The sequence below is a fragment of the Acidovorax sp. GW821-FHT11A03 genome (assembly GCF_058809075.1).
Genome location: NZ_JBXASG010000012.1, coordinates 45,538 through 62,046 on the forward strand (window position 1 = coordinate 45,538; position 16,509 = coordinate 62,046).

13 protein-coding genes are annotated in these 16,509 nt (G+C 68.6%); 7 read left to right on the plus strand and 6 right to left on the minus strand.

Translation table 11 applies throughout. The annotated features are described in order from the left end of the window. Positions 1–32: 32 nt before the first annotated feature. Complete coding sequence (locus AC1RVY_RS25305) at positions 33–1,307, minus strand: RsmB/NOP family class I SAM-dependent RNA methyltransferase (protein WP_492245894.1); 1,275 nt, start codon at positions 1,305–1,307, stop codon at positions 33–35. A gap of 105 nt (positions 1,308–1,412) precedes the next feature. Then, positions 1,413–3,266 carry a M48 family metallopeptidase gene (locus AC1RVY_RS25310; protein WP_492808849.1) on the minus strand — a complete coding sequence of 618 codons (1,854 nt, stop codon included), beginning with the start codon at positions 3,264–3,266 and terminating at the stop codon, positions 1,413–1,415. A gap of 44 nt (positions 3,267–3,310) precedes the next feature. Between AC1RVY_RS25310 and AC1RVY_RS25315 the strand changes: the two genes are divergently transcribed. Together AC1RVY_RS25315 and AC1RVY_RS25320 are read left to right on the plus strand one after the other, a co-directional pair. Beyond that, positions 3,311–3,565, plus strand: coding sequence for a DUF1653 domain-containing protein (locus tag AC1RVY_RS25315; RefSeq protein ID WP_492808851.1), 255 nt, complete (start codon positions 3,311–3,313; stop codon positions 3,563–3,565). 291 nt (positions 3,566–3,856) lie between these two features. Then, a complete protein-coding gene (locus AC1RVY_RS25320; RefSeq protein ID WP_492808853.1) occupies positions 3,857–4,411 on the plus strand; it encodes a hypothetical protein in 555 nt (184 codons plus the stop codon). A 40-nt stretch (positions 4,412–4,451) separates the two neighbouring features. Here AC1RVY_RS25320 and purN read toward each other — a convergent pair whose 3' ends face one another. Continuing rightward, positions 4,452–5,033 (minus strand): phosphoribosylglycinamide formyltransferase, encoded by a 582-nt coding sequence (purN, locus tag AC1RVY_RS25325; protein ID WP_218295738.1) that lies wholly within the window; start codon positions 5,031–5,033, stop codon positions 4,452–4,454. Positions 5,034–5,072: 39 nt separating this feature from the next. On the opposite strand from purN, the gene AC1RVY_RS25330 reads away from it, so the two are divergent. The 4 genes from AC1RVY_RS25330 (at position 5,073) to AC1RVY_RS25345 (ending at position 9,616) form a co-directional block, all read left to right on the plus strand. Continuing rightward, complete coding sequence (locus AC1RVY_RS25330) at positions 5,073–5,777, plus strand: YceH family protein (RefSeq protein ID WP_492808855.1); 705 nt, start codon at positions 5,073–5,075, stop codon at positions 5,775–5,777. 46 nt (positions 5,778–5,823) lie between these two features. Continuing rightward, the gene (locus AC1RVY_RS25335) at positions 5,824–7,005 is read left to right on the plus strand and encodes an acyl-CoA dehydrogenase family protein (RefSeq protein ID WP_218340011.1); all 1,182 of its coding nucleotides are present in this window, start codon (positions 5,824–5,826) and stop codon (positions 7,003–7,005) included. Positions 7,006–7,029: 24 nt separating this feature from the next. Then, the gene (locus tag AC1RVY_RS25340) at positions 7,030–8,145 is read left to right on the plus strand and encodes an acyl-CoA dehydrogenase family protein (protein WP_492245897.1); all 1,116 of its coding nucleotides are present in this window, start codon (positions 7,030–7,032) and stop codon (positions 8,143–8,145) included. Positions 8,146–8,221: 76 nt separating this feature from the next. After that, positions 8,222–9,616, plus strand: coding sequence for an alpha/beta fold hydrolase (locus AC1RVY_RS25345; protein ID WP_492808858.1), 1,395 nt, complete (start codon positions 8,222–8,224; stop codon positions 9,614–9,616). 97 nt (positions 9,617–9,713) lie between these two features. On the opposite strand, the gene AC1RVY_RS25350 is transcribed toward AC1RVY_RS25345, so the two are convergent. The 3 genes from AC1RVY_RS25350 to AC1RVY_RS25360 form a co-directional block, all read right to left on the minus strand. Continuing rightward, a complete protein-coding gene (locus tag AC1RVY_RS25350; RefSeq protein WP_492253709.1) occupies positions 9,714–10,247 on the minus strand; it encodes a DUF3617 domain-containing protein in 534 nt (177 codons plus the stop codon). Positions 10,248–10,332: 85 nt separating this feature from the next. Further along, positions 10,333–13,431, minus strand: a complete 3,099-nt coding sequence (locus tag AC1RVY_RS25355; protein WP_492808860.1) for an IPTL-CTERM sorting domain-containing protein — start codon at positions 13,429–13,431, stop codon at positions 10,333–10,335. Positions 13,432–13,597: 166 nt separating this feature from the next. Next, the gene (locus tag AC1RVY_RS25360) at positions 13,598–14,281 is read right to left on the minus strand and encodes a response regulator transcription factor (RefSeq protein WP_369643097.1); all 684 of its coding nucleotides are present in this window, start codon (positions 14,279–14,281) and stop codon (positions 13,598–13,600) included. Between the two features lie 171 nt (positions 14,282–14,452). Between AC1RVY_RS25360 and AC1RVY_RS25365 the strand changes: the two genes are divergently transcribed. Next, the gene (locus AC1RVY_RS25365; RefSeq protein WP_218295746.1) at positions 14,453–16,456 is read left to right on the plus strand and encodes a sensor histidine kinase; all 2,004 of its coding nucleotides are present in this window, start codon (positions 14,453–14,455) and stop codon (positions 16,454–16,456) included. Positions 16,457–16,509 lie beyond the last annotated feature (53 nt).

Below are 16,509 nucleotides of genomic sequence, written 5' to 3' on the forward strand. Positions count from 1 at the left end.
TTACGCGTATTTAGAAACTTTAGAGCGGTAACTCAGCTCTTTTTGGACCAGATGGCGGCGAAAAAGCCGTCCGTCTGGTGCCGGTGGGGCCACAGGCGCAGAAAACCACTGCCTGTTTCGCCGCCGCTGCACAGGCCCTTGGCGCCCTCGACCTTGAGCTGCTCCAGCAGTTCGCCGGCGTCTAGCAGTTCGAAATCAGGGTGCGTGGCGCTGAACGCGTCCGCGATGGCCTCGTTTTCCTGCGGCAGGATGCTGCAGGTGGCATACACGAGGCGGCCGCCGGGCTTGAGCAGGCGCGCTGCGCTGTCCAGGATGGCGGTCTGCTTGGCCACCAGCTCCTCGACGGCCTTGGGCGACTGGCGCCATTTGAGGTCGGGATTGCGGCGCAAGGTACCCAGGCCCGAACAGGGGGCGTCCACCAGCACGCGGTCGATCTTGCCCGCCAGCCGCTTGACCCGGTCATCGCGCTCATGGGCGATGGCGGCGGGGTGCACGTTCGACAGGCCGCTGCGGGCCAGGCGCGGCTTCAGCGCATCCAGGCGGTGCGCCGACACGTCGAACGCATAGAGTCGCCCCGTGCTGCGCATGCCCGCGCCGATGGCCAGCGTCTTGCCGCCCGCCCCGGCACAGAAATCCACCACCATCTCGCCGCGCTTGGCGTCAAGCAGCAGGGCCAGCAGCTGCGAGCCTTCGTCCTGCACCTCAATGGCGCCGCGCGTGAACGCATCGAGCTTGGTCAGCGCAGGCTTGTCGTCAATGCGCAGGCCCCAGGGCGAATACGGCGTGGGGCTGGCCTTGATGCCGGCCTTGGCGAGCTCCTTTTGCACATCGGCGCGCTTGTCCTTGAGCGCGTTGACGCGCAAATCCAGCGGCGCGCTCTGGGCCAGGCTTTCCACCAGCGGCCAGAAGCCTTCGCCCAGCTGGTCCTTCAAGGGCTTGACGAGCCATTCGGGCAGGTTGTGGCGGTGGCGCTCCATCAGGTCATCGACCGTGACGGCGTCGCACTGGTCGAGCCAGTTCTTCTCCTGGTCGGTCAGTGCGCTCTTGAGGAAATCGCGCGGGCCGTAGAAGCCCAGGATGGCCAGGCGGCGTTCCTTGGGGCCCGAGCCGGAGGGCGCCATGTGGTCGAACAGCAGCTTCTTGCGCAGCACGGTGTAGACCGTTTCGGCCAGCGTGGCCCGCTCGCGGGGCCCCAGGCCCCGGTTGTCGCGGAAGAACCGTGACACCACCGCGTCGGCGGGGTGTTCAAACGTGAGGGTGAGCCTGACCAGTTCGGCGCAGGCGTCGAGAAGAACTTTGGGATGCATCCCCGTATTGTCCACCCCCTGAGCTGCTTACCGTCACCCCCCGGAGGGGTACGCCGTGTGCAACTCACCGTGCAGACGAGAAAGGGACGAGCAAAAAGTTGGCCATCAACGGGCATAGATCGGATCGAACGCATGGCGCTCGATTTCCTTGAGCGAAGGAGATTCGCCCGACCACAGCGCCAGCGCGGGGCCCGGAAGGCTCAGATTGCGCTCCAGGGCGCGGCACAGGTGGTAGCGGCTTTCGTCGTCCATGCCTGGCAGCTCCAGGAACACCAGGTACGCACGACGCTGCGGATGCTCGCGCAGGTTCTTGCGCACCAGCCAGCAACGGGCGAGGGGCGCACAACGGGCCAGCTCCGATTGCAGCTCGGCCAGCTCGAAGGAGCTCAGGTCGTGCCGCACGATCTGGCTAAAGAACGAGGTGCCCGACAGCTCTTCCCAGGCCCGCTCCTCCGACTCCTGGGCGCGCTCCAGCCGTTTGCGCCACTGCTTGAAGGCGGCGGCATCGTGGTCCAGACCCAGGCGGGGTGTCTCCAGCTCGGCCAGGGCGGTGCGTGCCGCCCAGTAGCGGTCGCTGCTGCCCGCCTCCCACACCCGGTGCAGCAGCTGGAGCTTGCCCTCGCGGTCATCGTCGGGCAGGCAAGGCACCAGCCCGCGCAGGGCGGCGGGGTATTCGGGACTGCGTTCCAGCGCCAGCTCGTAGAGGGCACGCACATCGGCACGGGGGTCCAGATGGCGCTGGAGGCGCGCCAGCTCCACCAGGTCGGCGGCGCTGCTCTGGGCGGTCGATGCACCCAGGGCCTCGGCACGTGCGCGCACGCGCCCCAGCCACGCATGGTGCTGCTTCCACTCCGTGGCGTTGTCGCGGCACCACTGCTTGTCGAAGTGGGCCACCCAGCGCCTGGCCTCCGTGCCCAGCAGGGCCAGCGCGTTGCCGCGCGACCAGTCCGGCAGCGTGGGCGTTGCGTCCAGCGCCTCGATGCGGTCGCGCAGGCCAGGGTGGGTGTCGTCCACGCTGCTCAGGCGCTTGAGCGCCTGGCGCAGCGCGTCGTTGGCGAACGCCGGGTCGGGGGCTTTCGCCAGGCAGCGGCGCATGGCGCGATAGGGGCCCACGGGAAGCGGGTTGCCCGCGGCCTCGCACCAGTGGTTTCCCCAGAATTCCGCCTGCAGCCACGCGCCACGGATCTCGATTTCAGCCAGCGCGGCGGCCGCCACCTCGCGGCCCAGCAGCTTGCCCGCGATGCGATCGGCCTCGTACTCGTCCTGGCGCGCCAGCGCGAAGGTCTTGGCGGAAAAGCGCGGAAAGTACCACCGCATGAAGGCCTGCGTGGCGGCGGCCACCGGGCCTTCGTCGTCCGCCAGGCTGTGGTTCAGGCGCATCCAGGACAGCCGCGTGCGGTAGATCCATGCCGCAAACCGGCCATGGTCGCCGCGCAGATGCCCGTATTCATGCGCCAGCACGGCCAGGAAACGCGGCCGATCCAGTGCCATGAGCAGGGGCAGCCCGATGCTCAGATGGTTGACCGCGCCCCCCAGCAGGCCAAAGCGGGGCAGCTGCTGGATGCTCGCGTTGAACTCGTCGTTCAGCGTGACCTTGTGGATGGGCGGGCCCTTGATCTTGCGGCGGATGCGGTCGAGCGCCTCGAACAGTTCGGGCGCTTCCAGCACCGTGATCTCCACGCCGGCGGGTGCGTCAAAGCGCACCCACAGGGCCCGCAGGCTCACCCACAGCAGGCCGCCAGCCCCCAGCAGCAGCCACACCATGGCAAAACGAAAGCGACCGTGCAGGAGCTGCGGCACCACCCACGCCAGGATGCCCACGGCCAGGGCCAGGCAGCCGAGCACCCACGCATAGCCCAGCGCCGCGAACGCGGCCACGCTGCGGCGGTACGCTCGGCTGTTGTCGGCACTGGCATGCTCGCTCATGCGCACCATGTGCACAAAATCTGCCTGATCCACTGGCGTCCCCCACTCTTGGTTGATTTTCAGCCGCCATCCTAACCATGAACGACAACGACCTCCCCACGCTCATCCGCACCCCGCCGGGCCTGTACCGCCACTACAAGGGCATGCTCTACGAGGTGATCGACACCGTGCGCCACAGCGAGACCCTGGAGCCCATGACGCTGTACCGCGCGCTCTATGGCCAGCGGGGGCTGTGGGTACGCCCCGCCGCCATGTTCGAGGAGCAGGTGCTCATCGATGGCGTGGCGCGGCCCCGGTTCGAGAAATGCGGCGACGAAGCCGGTCCCCGCTGAACCCGGTCCGGCCACGCCACGGCACGGCACGCGCGAAGGCGGTATCGGCCAGCTGGAACGCGTTGCGCTGGCGCCACGGGTTTCTGGCCGCGCAGGGCGACATGCCCCCGAACGCAGGGCACCTACCCCGACGGCCCGCCGCGTCCTACAGCGCCCCGGCCAGATGCGGCCTACCGTGAGCTCTGGGCCCGCATGCCCTGGCACCCGGTGGGAGGCTGCCAGCTCCCTGCAGCATTCCTCCCACCCACATCGCCGGGCACGGAGGGCCCGGCTTGATCCCAGGAGGTTCCCATGGGCTATCTACTCCAAGGGCTGTTCGGAGAACGCTCACTCACCAAGGTCGCCGGCCTGTTTGCCCAGCAAAGCCAGGCCGAGACCTCCATGGCGCAGATGCTGCGCATCGGCGGCCTGCAGGCCGGACAGGTCCGGCTGCTGGGCCCGCAGGATGCGCGCGCATCGCGCCGCGACCTGTTCGCGCGCTCGCTCGAGCCCGAACCGCGCGGCATTGCCCGCACCTTCTTCCAGACCCACATCGTGGTGGGCGCCGCCGGGGCCGTGGCAGGCCTGGCGCTCTTTGCCTGGTTCTACAACGCAGGCCACCCCATGATGGTGAGCAGCCCCCTGCTGGCCTTCATCGCCCTGGTGGGTTTTGGCACCACGTTCGGCATGCTGGGCGGGGGGCTCCTGTCGATGCGGCCCGACCACGTCCTGCTCATCACCAAGGTGCGCTCGGCGTTGCGCCACAACCACTGGGCTGTGGTCGCCCACCCCACCAGCGCGGAGCAGACGGCCAGGGTCAAGGAGGTGCTGCAGGGCCACTCGGCCGAGGTGGTCAGCACCCTCTAGCCCGCTCACCATGGCGCATCCCCGCGCAATGGCGGGTGCGCTACAGGGCCCGCACCAGCGCCCGCACGGCGCGGGGGTAGATCACGTGTTCCTGCGTGAGCACGCGGGCGGCCAGGGTGTCTGCCGTGTCGCCCGGCAGGACTGGCACCACCGCCTGGTCCAGGATGGGCCCGACGTCCAGCTCCGCCGTCACCTGGTGCACCGTCACCCCCGCAAACCTGCAGCCCGCGTCGATGGCGCGCTGGTGCGTGTGCAGCCCCGTGAAAGCCGGCAGCAAAGAGGGGTGGATGTTGATCAGCCGCCCCGCATAGTGCGCCACGAAGCCGGGCGTGAGGATGCGCATGAACCCGGCCAGCACCACCAGCGCCGGGGCGTGGCGGTCGATGGTGGCGGCCAGTGCGGTGTCAAATGCCTCGCGGCTCGCGAACGCCCTGTGGTCCAGCGCCTCGGCGGCGATGCCCTGCTCGCGCGCGAAGGCCAGGCCGGCGGCCTCCGGCTTGTTGCTGACCACGGCGGCCACACGGGCGCCATGGCGCTGCTCCCAGTTCTCCTGCTGCGCGGTCCGCACGATGGCGGCCATGTTGGAGCCGCTGCCGGAGATCAAAATCACGATGTTCTTCATAAATTGCACTGCGACGCTCAACCCCGGATTATCCCTGCCATGCCATTCGACCCCGCAACCCGCCCCCTGACCCCGAACGAGGCCCGCGTGCTGGCCACGCTGATGGAAAAAGCCCGCACCGTGCCCGACAGCTACCCCATGTCGCTCAACGGCCTGCTCACGGGCTGCAACCAGAAGACCAGCCGCGACCCGGTGATGCACCTGAGCGACGCCGACGCCCAGGAGGCCTTGGACTCGCTCAAGCTCCTCACGCTGGCCTTCGAGACCACCGGCAACCGCACCACGCGCTGGGAGCACAACTTCCAGCGCGGCGTGGGCGTGCCCGAGCAGTCGGCCGTGCTGCTGGGCCTGTTGATGCTGCGCGGGCCGCAGACGGCGGGCGAGTTGCGCATCAACGCCGAGCGCTGGTACCGGTTCGCCGACATCTCCTCGGTGGAGGCCTTCCTGGACGAGCTGCAGGAGCGCAGCGCCGAAAAAGGCGGCCCGCTGGTGCTGCTGCTGCCCCGCGCGCCCGGCGCGCGCGAGCAGCGGTGGGCACACCTGCTGTGCGGGCCGGTCGATACCCACAGCGCCGCCGTTCCCGCCCCGGGCAGCGGCGGTGGCGGCACGCCGGCCGCACTGCAGGCGCGGGTGGAGGCGCTGGAAGCCCAGGTGGCGGGCCTGCGCGCCACCGTGGAACGGCTGTGCGCCGAGCTGGGCATCGCCCCCGCGCCGGATGGAATGTCGCCACCCGGACAGGAATAAAACGAACGACCGTGCTACAAACAGGACTTCTCAGGAGACAAGCCGCATGGATCTCGCATTCACCCCCGAAGAACAGGCCTTCCGCGAAGAAGTTCGCGCATGGGTCCACGCCAACCTACCCCAGGAAATTTCCCACAAGGTCCACAACGCCTTGCGCCTGACCCGTGCAGACATGCAGGGCTGGGCCAAGATTCTGGGCAAGAAGGGCTGGCTCGGCTTCGGCTGGCCCAAGGAATTCGGCGGCCCTGGCTGGACCGCCGTGCAAAAGCACCTGTTCGAAGAAGAGTGCGCGCTCGCCGGCGCGCCGCGCATCATCCCCTTCGGCCCCGTGATGGTGGCCCCGGTGATCATGGCCTTCGGCAATGCCGAACAGCAAAAGCGCTTCTTGCCCGGCATCGCCAGCGGCGAAGTCTGGTGGAGCCAGGGCTACAGCGAACCGGGCTCGGGCTCGGACCTGGCCTCGGTCAAGACCCGCGCCGAGCGCGTGGGCGACAAGTACATCGTCAACGGCCAGAAGACCTGGACCACGCTCGGCCAGCACGGCGACTGGATGTTCAACCTGGTGCGCACCAGCACCGAGGGCAAGCCCCAGACGGGCATCTCCTTCCTGCTGCTGGACATGAAGTCCAAGGGCGTGACCGTGCGCCCCATCAAGCTGCTCGACGGCGAGTGCGAGGTCAACGAGGTGTTCTTCGACAACGTCGAAGTGCCCGCCGAGAACCTGATCGGCGAAGAGAACAAGGGCTGGACCTACGCCAAGCACCTGCTCTCCCACGAGCGCACCAACATCGCCGACGTGAACCGCAGCAAGCGCGAGCTGGAGCGCCTGAAGCGCATCGCCAAGACCGAGGGCATGTGGGACGACCAGCGCTTCCGCGACCAGATCGCCTTGCTGGAAGTGGACGTCGTGGCCCTCGAAATGCTGGTGCTGCGCGTGCTCTCGGCGGAAAAATCGGGCAAGAACTCGCTCGACATCGCCGGCCTGCTCAAGATCAAGGGCAGCGAGATCCAGCAGCGCTACGCCGAACTGATGATGCTGGCCGCCGGCCCGTTCAGCCTGCCCTTCATCGAAGAAGCGATGGAAGCGGGCTGGCAAGGCGACTTCCCTGGCGGCGTCAGCGCCAACGCGCCCCTGGCGTCCACCTACTTCAACCTGCGCAAGACCACCATCTACGGCGGCAGCAATGAAGTCCAACGCAACATCGTGGCTCAGACCGTCCTCGGCTGAACCCAAGTTCCAGGAGACAAGAACATGGATTTCGATTTTTCTGACGACCAGGAACAACTGCGCGATGCCGTGCGCAAGTGGGTGGACAAGGGCTACACCTTCGAGCGCCGCCGCGCCGCCGTGGCCGCTGGCGGTTTTGACCGCGCCGCCTGGGGCGAACTGGCCGAGCTGGGCCTGACCGCACTCACCGTGCCCGAAGCCCACGACGGCATGGGCCAGGGCGCCATCGACGCCATGGTGGTGGCCGAGGAACTGGGCCGCGGCATGGTGCTCGAGCCCATCGCGCAGGCCTTCATCGCCAGCAGCGTGCTGTCGCAATACGGCACTGCCGCCGTGCAAGCCGCCTGGCTGCCCCGCGTGGCCAGCGGCGAGGCGCTGGTGGTACTGGCCTACCAGGAGCGCAAGGCGCGCTACCGCCTGGACGTTTGTGAAGCAAAAGCCACTCAAGCGCAATCAGGACATGTGGTAACAGCTACAAAAAGCATAGTAGCCGCCGGCGACCAGGCCGATGCCTTCATCGTGCCGGCGCAGCTGGACGGCAAGATCGCCCTCTTCCTCGTGGAACGTTCGGCCGCTGGCGTGACCACGCGGGGCTACGTCACGCAGGACGGCAGCCGCGCGGCGGAAGTGCAGCTGGCCAACGCCCCCGCCACGCTCCTCACCACCGACGGCCTGGCCGCGCTGGAGCTGGCCGTGGACACCGGCATCGCCGCCACCTGCGCCGAGGCCGTGGGCGTGATGGACAAGACGGTGTCGCTGACCGTCGAATACATGAACCAGCGCAAGCAGTTCGGTGTGTTCATCGCCAGCTTCCAGGCGCTGCGCCACCGCGTGGCCGACATGAAGATGCAGCTGGAGCTGGCCCGTTCGATGAGCTACTACGCCAGCCTCAAGCTGGGCGCCCCCGCCGCCGAACGCCGCGCCGCCATGGCGCGCGCCAAGGTGCAGCTGGGCCAATCGATGCGCTTCGTGGGCCAGCAATCGGTGCAGCTGCACGGCGGCATCGGCGTGACCGACGAATACATCGGCAGCCACTACTTCAAGAAACTCACGCAGCTGGAAATGACCTTTGGCGACACGCTGCACCACCTGGGCGAGGTGTCGAGCCGCATGCAGGACACCGCAGGCGTGTTTGCCTGAAGAGGACTGTCACGCAACCGTGCAATGCTCGTGGGCCCACCGGTCCACGGGCATTTTTTCTTTCTGGAGCCCCCCCATGAACAACACGCACTTGCTGCCACGCCGCTCCCTTCTGGTGGCCGCCGCTGCCGCCGCCAGCCTGGCCCTGGCGGGCTGCGCCACCCGCAGCCCCAGCCTGGCGGAGGCGCCGCCCATCGTCTTCGTGCATGGCAACGGCGACACCGCCGCGCTGTGGCAAACCACCGTGTGGCGGTTCGAGTCGAACGGCTGGCCGCGCGAACGCCTGCACGCCATCGACGTGCCCTACCCGCTCTCGCGCGACGAGGACGGCAAGCCCCAGCCCGGCCGCACCTCGGCGGCGGAGCACATGGCCTACCTGAAGGCCGAGGTGGACAAGGTGCTCCAGGCCACCGGCGCCCGGCAGGTCGTGCTGGTGGGCAACTCGCGCGGCGGCAATGCCATCCGCAACTACGTCTACAACGGCGGCGGCGACCAGACCGTGAGCCACGCCATCCTCGGCGGTACGCCCAACCACGGCGTGTGGGCGGTTCCAGGCTTTCGGGAAGGCAACGAGTTCTCGGGCACCGGCCCGTTCCTCAAGGCCCTGAATGCCGCCAAGAACGCCGCAGGGGACGAGGTGAGCGGCCCGGTGAAATGGCTGACCATCCGCTCGGACAACAACGACAAGTTCGCCCAGCCCGACGGCGTGTGGATCGGCGCCAAGGGCACGGCCACCAACGTCACGGCCGCGGGCCCCGAGCTCAAGGGCGCCACCAACGTGGTCATCCCGCGCATCGACCACCGCGAGACATCCTATTCACCCGCCGCGTTCGAGGCCACCTACCGCTTCATCACCGGCAAGGCCCCGGCACGCACCGAGATCGCCGCCGAGAAGGCCGTGGTGCTGAATGGCAAGGTCACCGGCCTGGGCGTGGATTCCACCGACCCCAGGACCGGCAATTTCAGCAACAACCTGCCCCTGCCGGGGGCGCAGCTGGAGGTGTACACGACCGACCCCGCCACCGGCGCCCGCACCGGCAGCGCCTTGCTGCGCAAGGCAGTGGGCGCGGATGGCCAGTGGGGCCCGCTCGCCGTCCCCACCGGCTCGCCCATCGAGTTCGTGATCACCGCGCCCGGCTACGCCACCACCCACATCTACCGCAGCGGCTTCCCGCGCGGCAGCGACCTGATCCACCTGCGCCCTGAACGCATGGCCGACGCGGACAAGGGCGCGGACAGCATCATCACCCTGGCCCGCCCCCGCGGCTACCTGGACCCGGCGCGCGACAGGATGCTGCTGGACGGCGCCCCGCCCGCTGGCGTGCCCCCCGGAGCGGGCGTGGCATCCGCCAAGGTCAAGCCCGCTGGCGGCGTGCGCAGCATCGCGGCCGAATTCAACGGCGAACGGGTAACGGGCCAGACCTGGCCGGCGGCGCAAGGGCATGTGGTGATGCTGGAAATCAGCCAGTAAGCAAGGCGCCGGCAGCGGCATGCATGAAAAAACCCCACGGGCGGCAAGCGCCCGTGGGGTTTTTTTCTTGTCCTGGGAGGGAAAGCACGCACGGGCGTCAGTGCGAGTGCCCCCCATGGCCTTCGCGCTGCTTGAGGCTGTCGACGATGTTGACGGTCACGCCGTTGGGCAACACCATGTCCGAGGGCTTCATGCCCGGCCTGCAGTCTCCCAGGCGGCGCCCGCTGAACTGCGTCACGCCGGCGTTGCCGTGGGGAACGGGCTGAGAATAGGACACCTCGAACTGCCCTTGGTAGGACTCCTGGAAGTCGCCCGACAGCTGGATGCGCGCGGTGACCCGGTTGTCGTGCACGAAACACACCGTCTGGACGTCGAACCGGGTGCCGTTCTCTCCCTTCTTCACGCGTGTTTCATGGCAATGCTCCTGCCCCGGAACCACGGCAAGCAGGGTCACCGCGTCCACCTGGGGCGTCGTGCACTGCAGCACCTTCTGCTGGCGCATCACCGACTGGCCGGCAGCGGTGATGGAGACCTCCCACAGGCCCGGCTTGCGCGCCGGCAGGGTGTCGGCCTGGGCCAGCGGCAGGCCCAGCGAGAGGGACAAAGAGGCGGCTACAACGAGAGGTTTCATGGATTCAGGGGGTAACGGTGGAGCGCCAGGCTCCGCGGGGGGCCTGGCGCATCCGGGTTGCCGTATCTGTCTATCTGTCAGCGCATCAGCGGCCCAGCCGGCGGCGGTGCATCCACACCATGGCGGCGAGCAGGGCCGACAGGAGGACCATGCCCCACTCCGACAGCGTGGGAATGGCATTGGCGTCCACCGGGGCGGGTGCGAACCGGAACACGGCCGTGCAGTCCGCCGCCACGGACGGGATGGTGTAGGCGGTGAAGTTCGCGTTGAAGCTGCCGCCACCGCAGGTGCTGGAGGCATCCCATGCAGCGCGCATGCCCTTGGCAGGCGACAGCACGATCACCGCGTTCGTCCCCGGCATGACGGACTGCGTCGCAGGGCTGACGGTTCCGCCGCCGGAAAGGACGGAGGCCGCCACCACCGGGTTCGGCACGAAGGCAAATACCGCGGAGCAGTTGGCCGCCACGCCGGGGACGGTGTACACCGTGCTGTCGGCATTGAAGCTGCCGCCCGTGCAGGTGCTGGAGCCATGCAGCGTCGCATGCAAACCCGCGGCGGGAGACAGCGTGACCACCGCGCTGGCGCCGGGTGGCACGGACTGCGCACCGGGACTGACGGTACCGCTGCCAGAAAGCACGGAGGCCGTCACCACCGGGTTCGGAACGAAGGCGAACGACACGGAACAGGCTGCCGCCACGCCCGGGACGGTGAACACCGTGCTGTCGGCATTGAAGCTGCCGCCCGTGCAGGTGCTGCCTGCCGCCAGGGTGGCGCGCTGGCCGGCGCCTGGCGTGAGCGTGACGACGGCCGTGCCCCCCACTGCCACCGATTGCGACGCAGGCGTGACGCTGCCGCTTCCGGATGCCACGGAAGCCGTCACCGCCACGGGCGCCAGGAAACCGAAGTTCACCGTGCAGTCGGCAGGCACCGGGGCAATGGTGTAGGTGGTGCCGGACCAGGTGCCTGCGGGGCAGGAGCCCGTGGGCGGGGCGCTGGTGTAGCCGGTGGTCGGCGTCACCACGTAGGACACGGAGCCCCCGTTCAGCACCGTCTTCGGCGCATTCGGCGTGATGGCGCCGCCGGTGCCCACCGACGGCGTGACCGTGGCCACGCCGGAGTTCACGAAGCTGAAGTTGACCACGCAGTTTTGGGCAATCGCGTTGGTCGTGTAGGTGCTGCCCACCAGCGCGCCGCCAGTCTGTGCGCCGCCGGCGGCGCAGTTGTCGGTGATGACCGGTGCGTAGCCCGCATTCGGCATGACCATGAACGAGGTGGTGCCGCCCGGTGCGACAGGCTGCGTCACGGCAGGGGTCACGGAGCCGTTGGCGCCCACCACGGGCGTCACATCCAGGGGGATGGTGAAGCTCGCGGTCACGGTCTTGGAAGCATCCATGGACACGGTGCAGCTGGTGGCCGCGCCCGAGCAGCCGCCGCCGCTCCAGCCCGTGAAGATGGAGCCGGCCGGCGCCGTGGCGTAGAGGATGACCTCGGCGCCGCCAGGCTGGTCGGAGGCGCAGCTGGCTCCGCAGGAGATGCCCAAGGGCACCGAAGTGACCGTGCCCGTGCCGATCGTGTGAACCTGCAGGTTGAACAGCCCCGCCCCCACGGGATCGGAGTCGGTGGCCGTGTTGTTGGAGCTTTCACGGTCCCGCACGCCAGCCGGTGCCGTCACCGTGGCCGTGTGCCGGATCGTGCCTGCGCCGCTGGCGGACGGGTCGGCCTGGGCCGCGATGGTGTAGGTGAGCGTTCCACCGACCGGCACCGGGTCCGGCAGGGTCTGGCTCACGGGCCCCGTGCCCGAGGCCAGCGGGCACACGGCCCCGCCCGATGCCGCGCAGGTCCATGCGATGCCGGTCAGCGATGCCGGGGCCAGTTCCTGGACCATGGCGCCAGCCGGCACCGCGGTCGGGCCGAGGTTGGTCACCGTCATGGCGTAGGTGAGGGCCTGCCCCCAGATCACGGCGTTCTGTCCGTCGGACAGTGCCACGCTCAGGTCGACCAGGGGGTCCGTGGTGATCTGGCTCTGGACCAGCGGCCCGAGCAACGGCGATATCGCATCGCCCACGATGGAATAGTTGCCGTGGTTGATGGGGCCGGTGGTGAGCGCCGGCGCCACGAACGACAGCTGGAGCGTGCCGCTGCTGCCCGGGTTCAGGGTTCCCAGGGGGCAGGAGATGCTATCGATCTCGTTGCCCGCGGTGCCGGACACACTGGTCGTGCACGCGGCGGGCACGGAGCCCGGATCGATGCGCAGATTCCTGGGTGTTCCCGGCGTGTTGTCTTGCGGGGACACGATGGTCACCACGGTGCTCGTGAGGGGTACGTCACCCTGGTTCGAGTACGAATAGGTGTAGTCCACGCTGCCGTTGGCAGCCGCGTACTCCGGCGCATCGGCCTTGATGCCGGGGCCCGGCAGGTTGGTCAGGCCGGCCCCCGAATCCACGTAGATGTGGCCCGAGTGCCCGCTCTGGCTGCAGCCCGCCGCGATCACGGTGACCTTGACCTGATCGCCCACATCCAGCACGCCCTCTCCGGGCGCGATATCGATGGTCTGCCAGTTGGTGTACTGGAAGCCCCCCACGGTCTGCCAGGGCACGCCGGACTGGCCCGAAAAGTTGAACGTGTAGAACAGCTGCTTGTTCTTGGTGACGTTGTACACCTCGACAAAGAAGTAGGGCTGCTCGTGCCCGGAGTGTCCGGGGTTCTGCAGCACCGGGGCGATGGCGAAACGCACGTGCGCCTTGCCGTCCGCCGGGTCCACGTCGGCCAGCGTCATCACGGCCGTCTGGTCGATGGCGGCGGCGCGGTTCTGGGCGCCCAGGTAGTTGATGCGCGCGCTCTTGGCCCCATAGAGCGGGAAACGCACTTGCCCACTGACGTTGATGTCGGAGTCATTGCCCACGGCATCGGTCGGCGCGGGCGTGGAGGTGGTGTTGGGCGTCAGCCCCAGATCACTCTCCGAGCCGGGCGGGAAGTTGGCCAGCGCAATGCCGGCACCGGGCACACGCAGGTGCCGGATGTTCCAGCTGTCCAGGTCGCTCTCGAAGCCGCCATTCACGAACGCCGCGTGCGCGGAGCCTGCGGCGGCGAGCAGGGCGAGCCCCCCCAGCCACAGCAGCGCCAGGCGGCGCAGGAAGCGGGACATGCTGCCGCGCAGCCCGCCCAGGAAAATCTCAGTGGTCAATTTGCCGTCTCCTCTTGAATCAGATCTCTGTCGTCGAAACCTGCGGGCCGAGTTCGGCCCAGGCTGCGCCCTGCCGGGACGGCATGCGCAACCATGAAATGGGTGGGGTGGTGGTGGACCGAGGCTCGGGGCACCCGGTCAGCGGGCTTGCGCCAGGGTGGTCAGCTCATGGTGCGAACACGAGCCCTTTTCCAAAGACCGCCCTGACCGGCAGGGCCAGGCCAGTGTCGTCCAGCGTCTTGCGGCGCAGCCGGGTCAGTGCCGATTCGATGCGGTGAAAGTCATCGTCGAGATTGCGTCCGCCCACGGCCTGCGCGAGCGCCTGCTTGCTCACGACCACGCCGGGGTTCTCCAGCAGGCAGGACAGCAGCTCCAGCTCCCGCGTGGTCAGCGAGACGACCTGCTGGTTGGGGGCCCGCAGTGCGCCGCCCACGGTGTCCAGTTGCCACGGCACCGCCGCCAGCGCATCCCCGCCGCCCTGCAGCCGCTTGTTGCGCAGCTGCGAACGGATGCCGGCCACCAGCTCCTGCATGTCGACGGGCTTGACGAAATACTGCAGCGCGCCAGCCTCCAGCCCTTCGATCCGGCTGTCCAGGTCTGCGCGCGCCGTCATCAGCACGGTGGGCACCCCTTGCGCCGCCAGGCGGGTGAGCAGGCTCAGTCCATCCTCGCCAGGCAGGCCGATATCCACGACCACGAGATCGGCGCGCGCGCGCAGCAGGCGCACGTAGAAATCCTCCGCCGACTCGGCCCCCCAGGACTGCAGGCCCGAGCGCGCCAGATAGCTGCATACATTGCTGCGGATGTCCTCGTCGTCTTCGACGACTGCGATGGTGGGTTCAGCGGACATTGAGACGGTCAATTGGGGTGCGAAACAGTTTGATACGTACTATTGTGTCAGTGCCTTTTGCACCGAGCCATGCACGAATACTCACGAATACTCACAAGCCCCAGGCGCCGCACGGCGGTGCCGTGGCACGCCAGGGCGCTTGCCGCGTGCCTTCTCCTGTTTTTCTCCTGCGTGCTGGCGCGCGCGGGCGAGCTGCCGCCGGATTTCCGCTTCCAGCTGGGATGGGACATCCCCATGGACCGGATCGACGATCCGCTCGGCCGGATGGGGCCGGGCGATGCGGCCGCAGCACCCGTCGGCGAAGGGTCGCCGCGGCTGCACCATTCGTTGAATGCGGGCTACCTCGGCCATCCGGTGTGGCTGCGTTTCCAGGTGCCGTCCCTGCCCCCGGATGCCGAACCCGGGGCACTGTGGCTGCTGGCGCAGCCCACCTATCTCGACACGGTCACGCTCTACCAGCGCAGCGCCACGGGGGACTGGTCGGCGCAGGAGAGCGGCGACCATGTGCCGGCCCCCCGGAAAGCCGGCGTCCGCCAGCACCTGTTTCGCCTGGCACCCGGTGCCATGGCGCTCATCCGCATCCAGACCAGCAGCGCCATGCAGTTCCAGGGCAGCGTGCTCGGCGCGCAGGCGCTGGGCGCCAGCCTGGCGGATGCGGAACGCGGCATGGGCCTGCACTTTGGCGCCGTGGCGGCCTTGCTGCTGGGCATCTGGGCCGCGGCGGCCATCTTTCGCACCCGCGCGCTCTTTGCCCTCGCCGTTCTGGGCTCCGTCAGCGTGATCCACATCTTCAACGTGCGCGGCTACTCCAGCCTCTGGGTTCCTGCGCCATGGACGCTGTGGGCCAGCCATTCGGTCGGGATCGGTGCATTTGCCCTGGCGGCCACGCTGGCCTGGCAGATCAGGGAGCAGCTGGCGAACACCGGCCGCCACCGCCGCACCGGCAGGTGGCTGATGGCGCTCGCCGCCCTGAACCTGGCGGGCATGGCCAGCGTTCCGCTGGGCTTCTACGGGTCCGTGGCATGGGTCAACCTGCTGTCCCTGCTGGCCAGCGACGTGATCGCCATCGTCCTGTGCGTGCTCGCCCTGCGCACGCGCGAGCGGCGGGCCCTGCACGCGCTGCTGCTCTCGGCCTATGGCCTGCACGCGATGGCCGGAGTGCCCATCGCCATCATCATGACCGGCGCGCTGCACTGGAACATCGACGCGACGGCACTGTGGCAATGGGAGGTGATCCTCTTTACCGCGATGATCGCGTGCGCCGTCTTCGTGGGCATGGTCCTGCGCTACCGCGACATCCAGCGCACCAAGGACCTGGCCATCGAACGGCTGGCCCAGTCCGAGCAGTCGCTCGAAGAGCGCATCGGACAGCGCACGGCGGAGCTGTCGCAGGCGCAGGACGCCCTGGGCCAGGCCCTGGAAAACGAACGCGCCCTGCGGCTGGAGCAGCGGCAGTTCTTCCACATGATCAGCCACGAGTTCCGGACCCCGCTCGCGGTGGTGGACAGCGCTGCCGCGGAACAGCAGGCCTTCCCCTCCGCGGATATCAACGCGCAGAAGGACCGGGCAGCGCAGATACGGCGCGCCTGCCGGCGCCTCGCCTCGCTGGTGGACAGCTGCCTGATCAGCGAACGGATGGACACGGCGGGTTTCTCTCTCCAGGCGTCGCCGGTCAACACGGCCGACCTTCTGGAGCATGCGGCGCAGCTGGTCCACTGGTCTCCACGCCATCACCTTCGCCTCTTCACCGACCTCGCTCCGCCGGAGTGGGTCTGCGACGGGACACTGGTGCGCATCGCGCTGTCCAACCTCGTGGACAACGCGGTGAAGTACGCATCCGCAGGGGAAATCTTCATTGCGGCGCGCAAGGGCGAATCCGGGCTGCTGGAGATTTCCGTGGCGGACGAAGGCTCGGGCATGTCGCTGGAGGTCATGAACCGCATCTTCCAGCGCTTCGAACGCGGAGACCGCACCGACCAAAGCAAGGGTTTCGGCCTGGGCCTGTGGGTGACCCGCCGCATCGCACGGCTGCACGGGGGCGACATCACCGTGGAATCGCGGCTGGGCGAGGGGACCTGCTTCACGCTGACCCTGGCCACACAGCCCATGGCCTCCGGCAGCGCCCACCACCAGCGGCAGGTCCGGGCCCGGGGCGAATCATCCTGGGCAACCTGACCCCCGCAGGCGAGCCGCGCCCGGGCGGCCCCCGCAAAGACCTGGAGCTGGTT

Bases quoted from the DNA above. Each gene is read 5' to 3' on its own strand.
- AC1RVY_RS25305 (WP_492245894.1), bottom strand. From the start codon at position 1,307: ATGCATCCCAAAGTTCTTCTCGACGCCTGCGCCGAACTGGTCAGGCTC.
- AC1RVY_RS25315 (WP_492808851.1), top strand. From the start codon at position 3,311: ATGAACGACAACGACCTCCCCACGCTCATCCGCACCCCGCCGGGCCTG.
- AC1RVY_RS25320 (WP_492808853.1), top strand. From the start codon at position 3,857: ATGGGCTATCTACTCCAAGGGCTGTTCGGAGAACGCTCACTCACCAAG.
- purN (WP_218295738.1), bottom strand. From the start codon at position 5,033: ATGAAGAACATCGTGATTTTGATCTCCGGCAGCGGCTCCAACATGGCC.
- AC1RVY_RS25330 (WP_492808855.1), top strand. From the start codon at position 5,073: ATGCCATTCGACCCCGCAACCCGCCCCCTGACCCCGAACGAGGCCCGC.
- AC1RVY_RS25335 (WP_218340011.1), top strand. From the start codon at position 5,824: ATGGATCTCGCATTCACCCCCGAAGAACAGGCCTTCCGCGAAGAAGTT.
- AC1RVY_RS25340 (WP_492245897.1), top strand. From the start codon at position 7,030: ATGGATTTCGATTTTTCTGACGACCAGGAACAACTGCGCGATGCCGTG.
- AC1RVY_RS25345 (WP_492808858.1), top strand. From the start codon at position 8,222: ATGAACAACACGCACTTGCTGCCACGCCGCTCCCTTCTGGTGGCCGCC.
- AC1RVY_RS25350 (WP_492253709.1), bottom strand. From the start codon at position 10,247: ATGAAACCTCTCGTTGTAGCCGCCTCTTTGTCCCTCTCGCTGGGCCTG.
- AC1RVY_RS25360 (WP_369643097.1), bottom strand. From the start codon at position 14,281: ATGTCCGCTGAACCCACCATCGCAGTCGTCGAAGACGACGAGGACATC.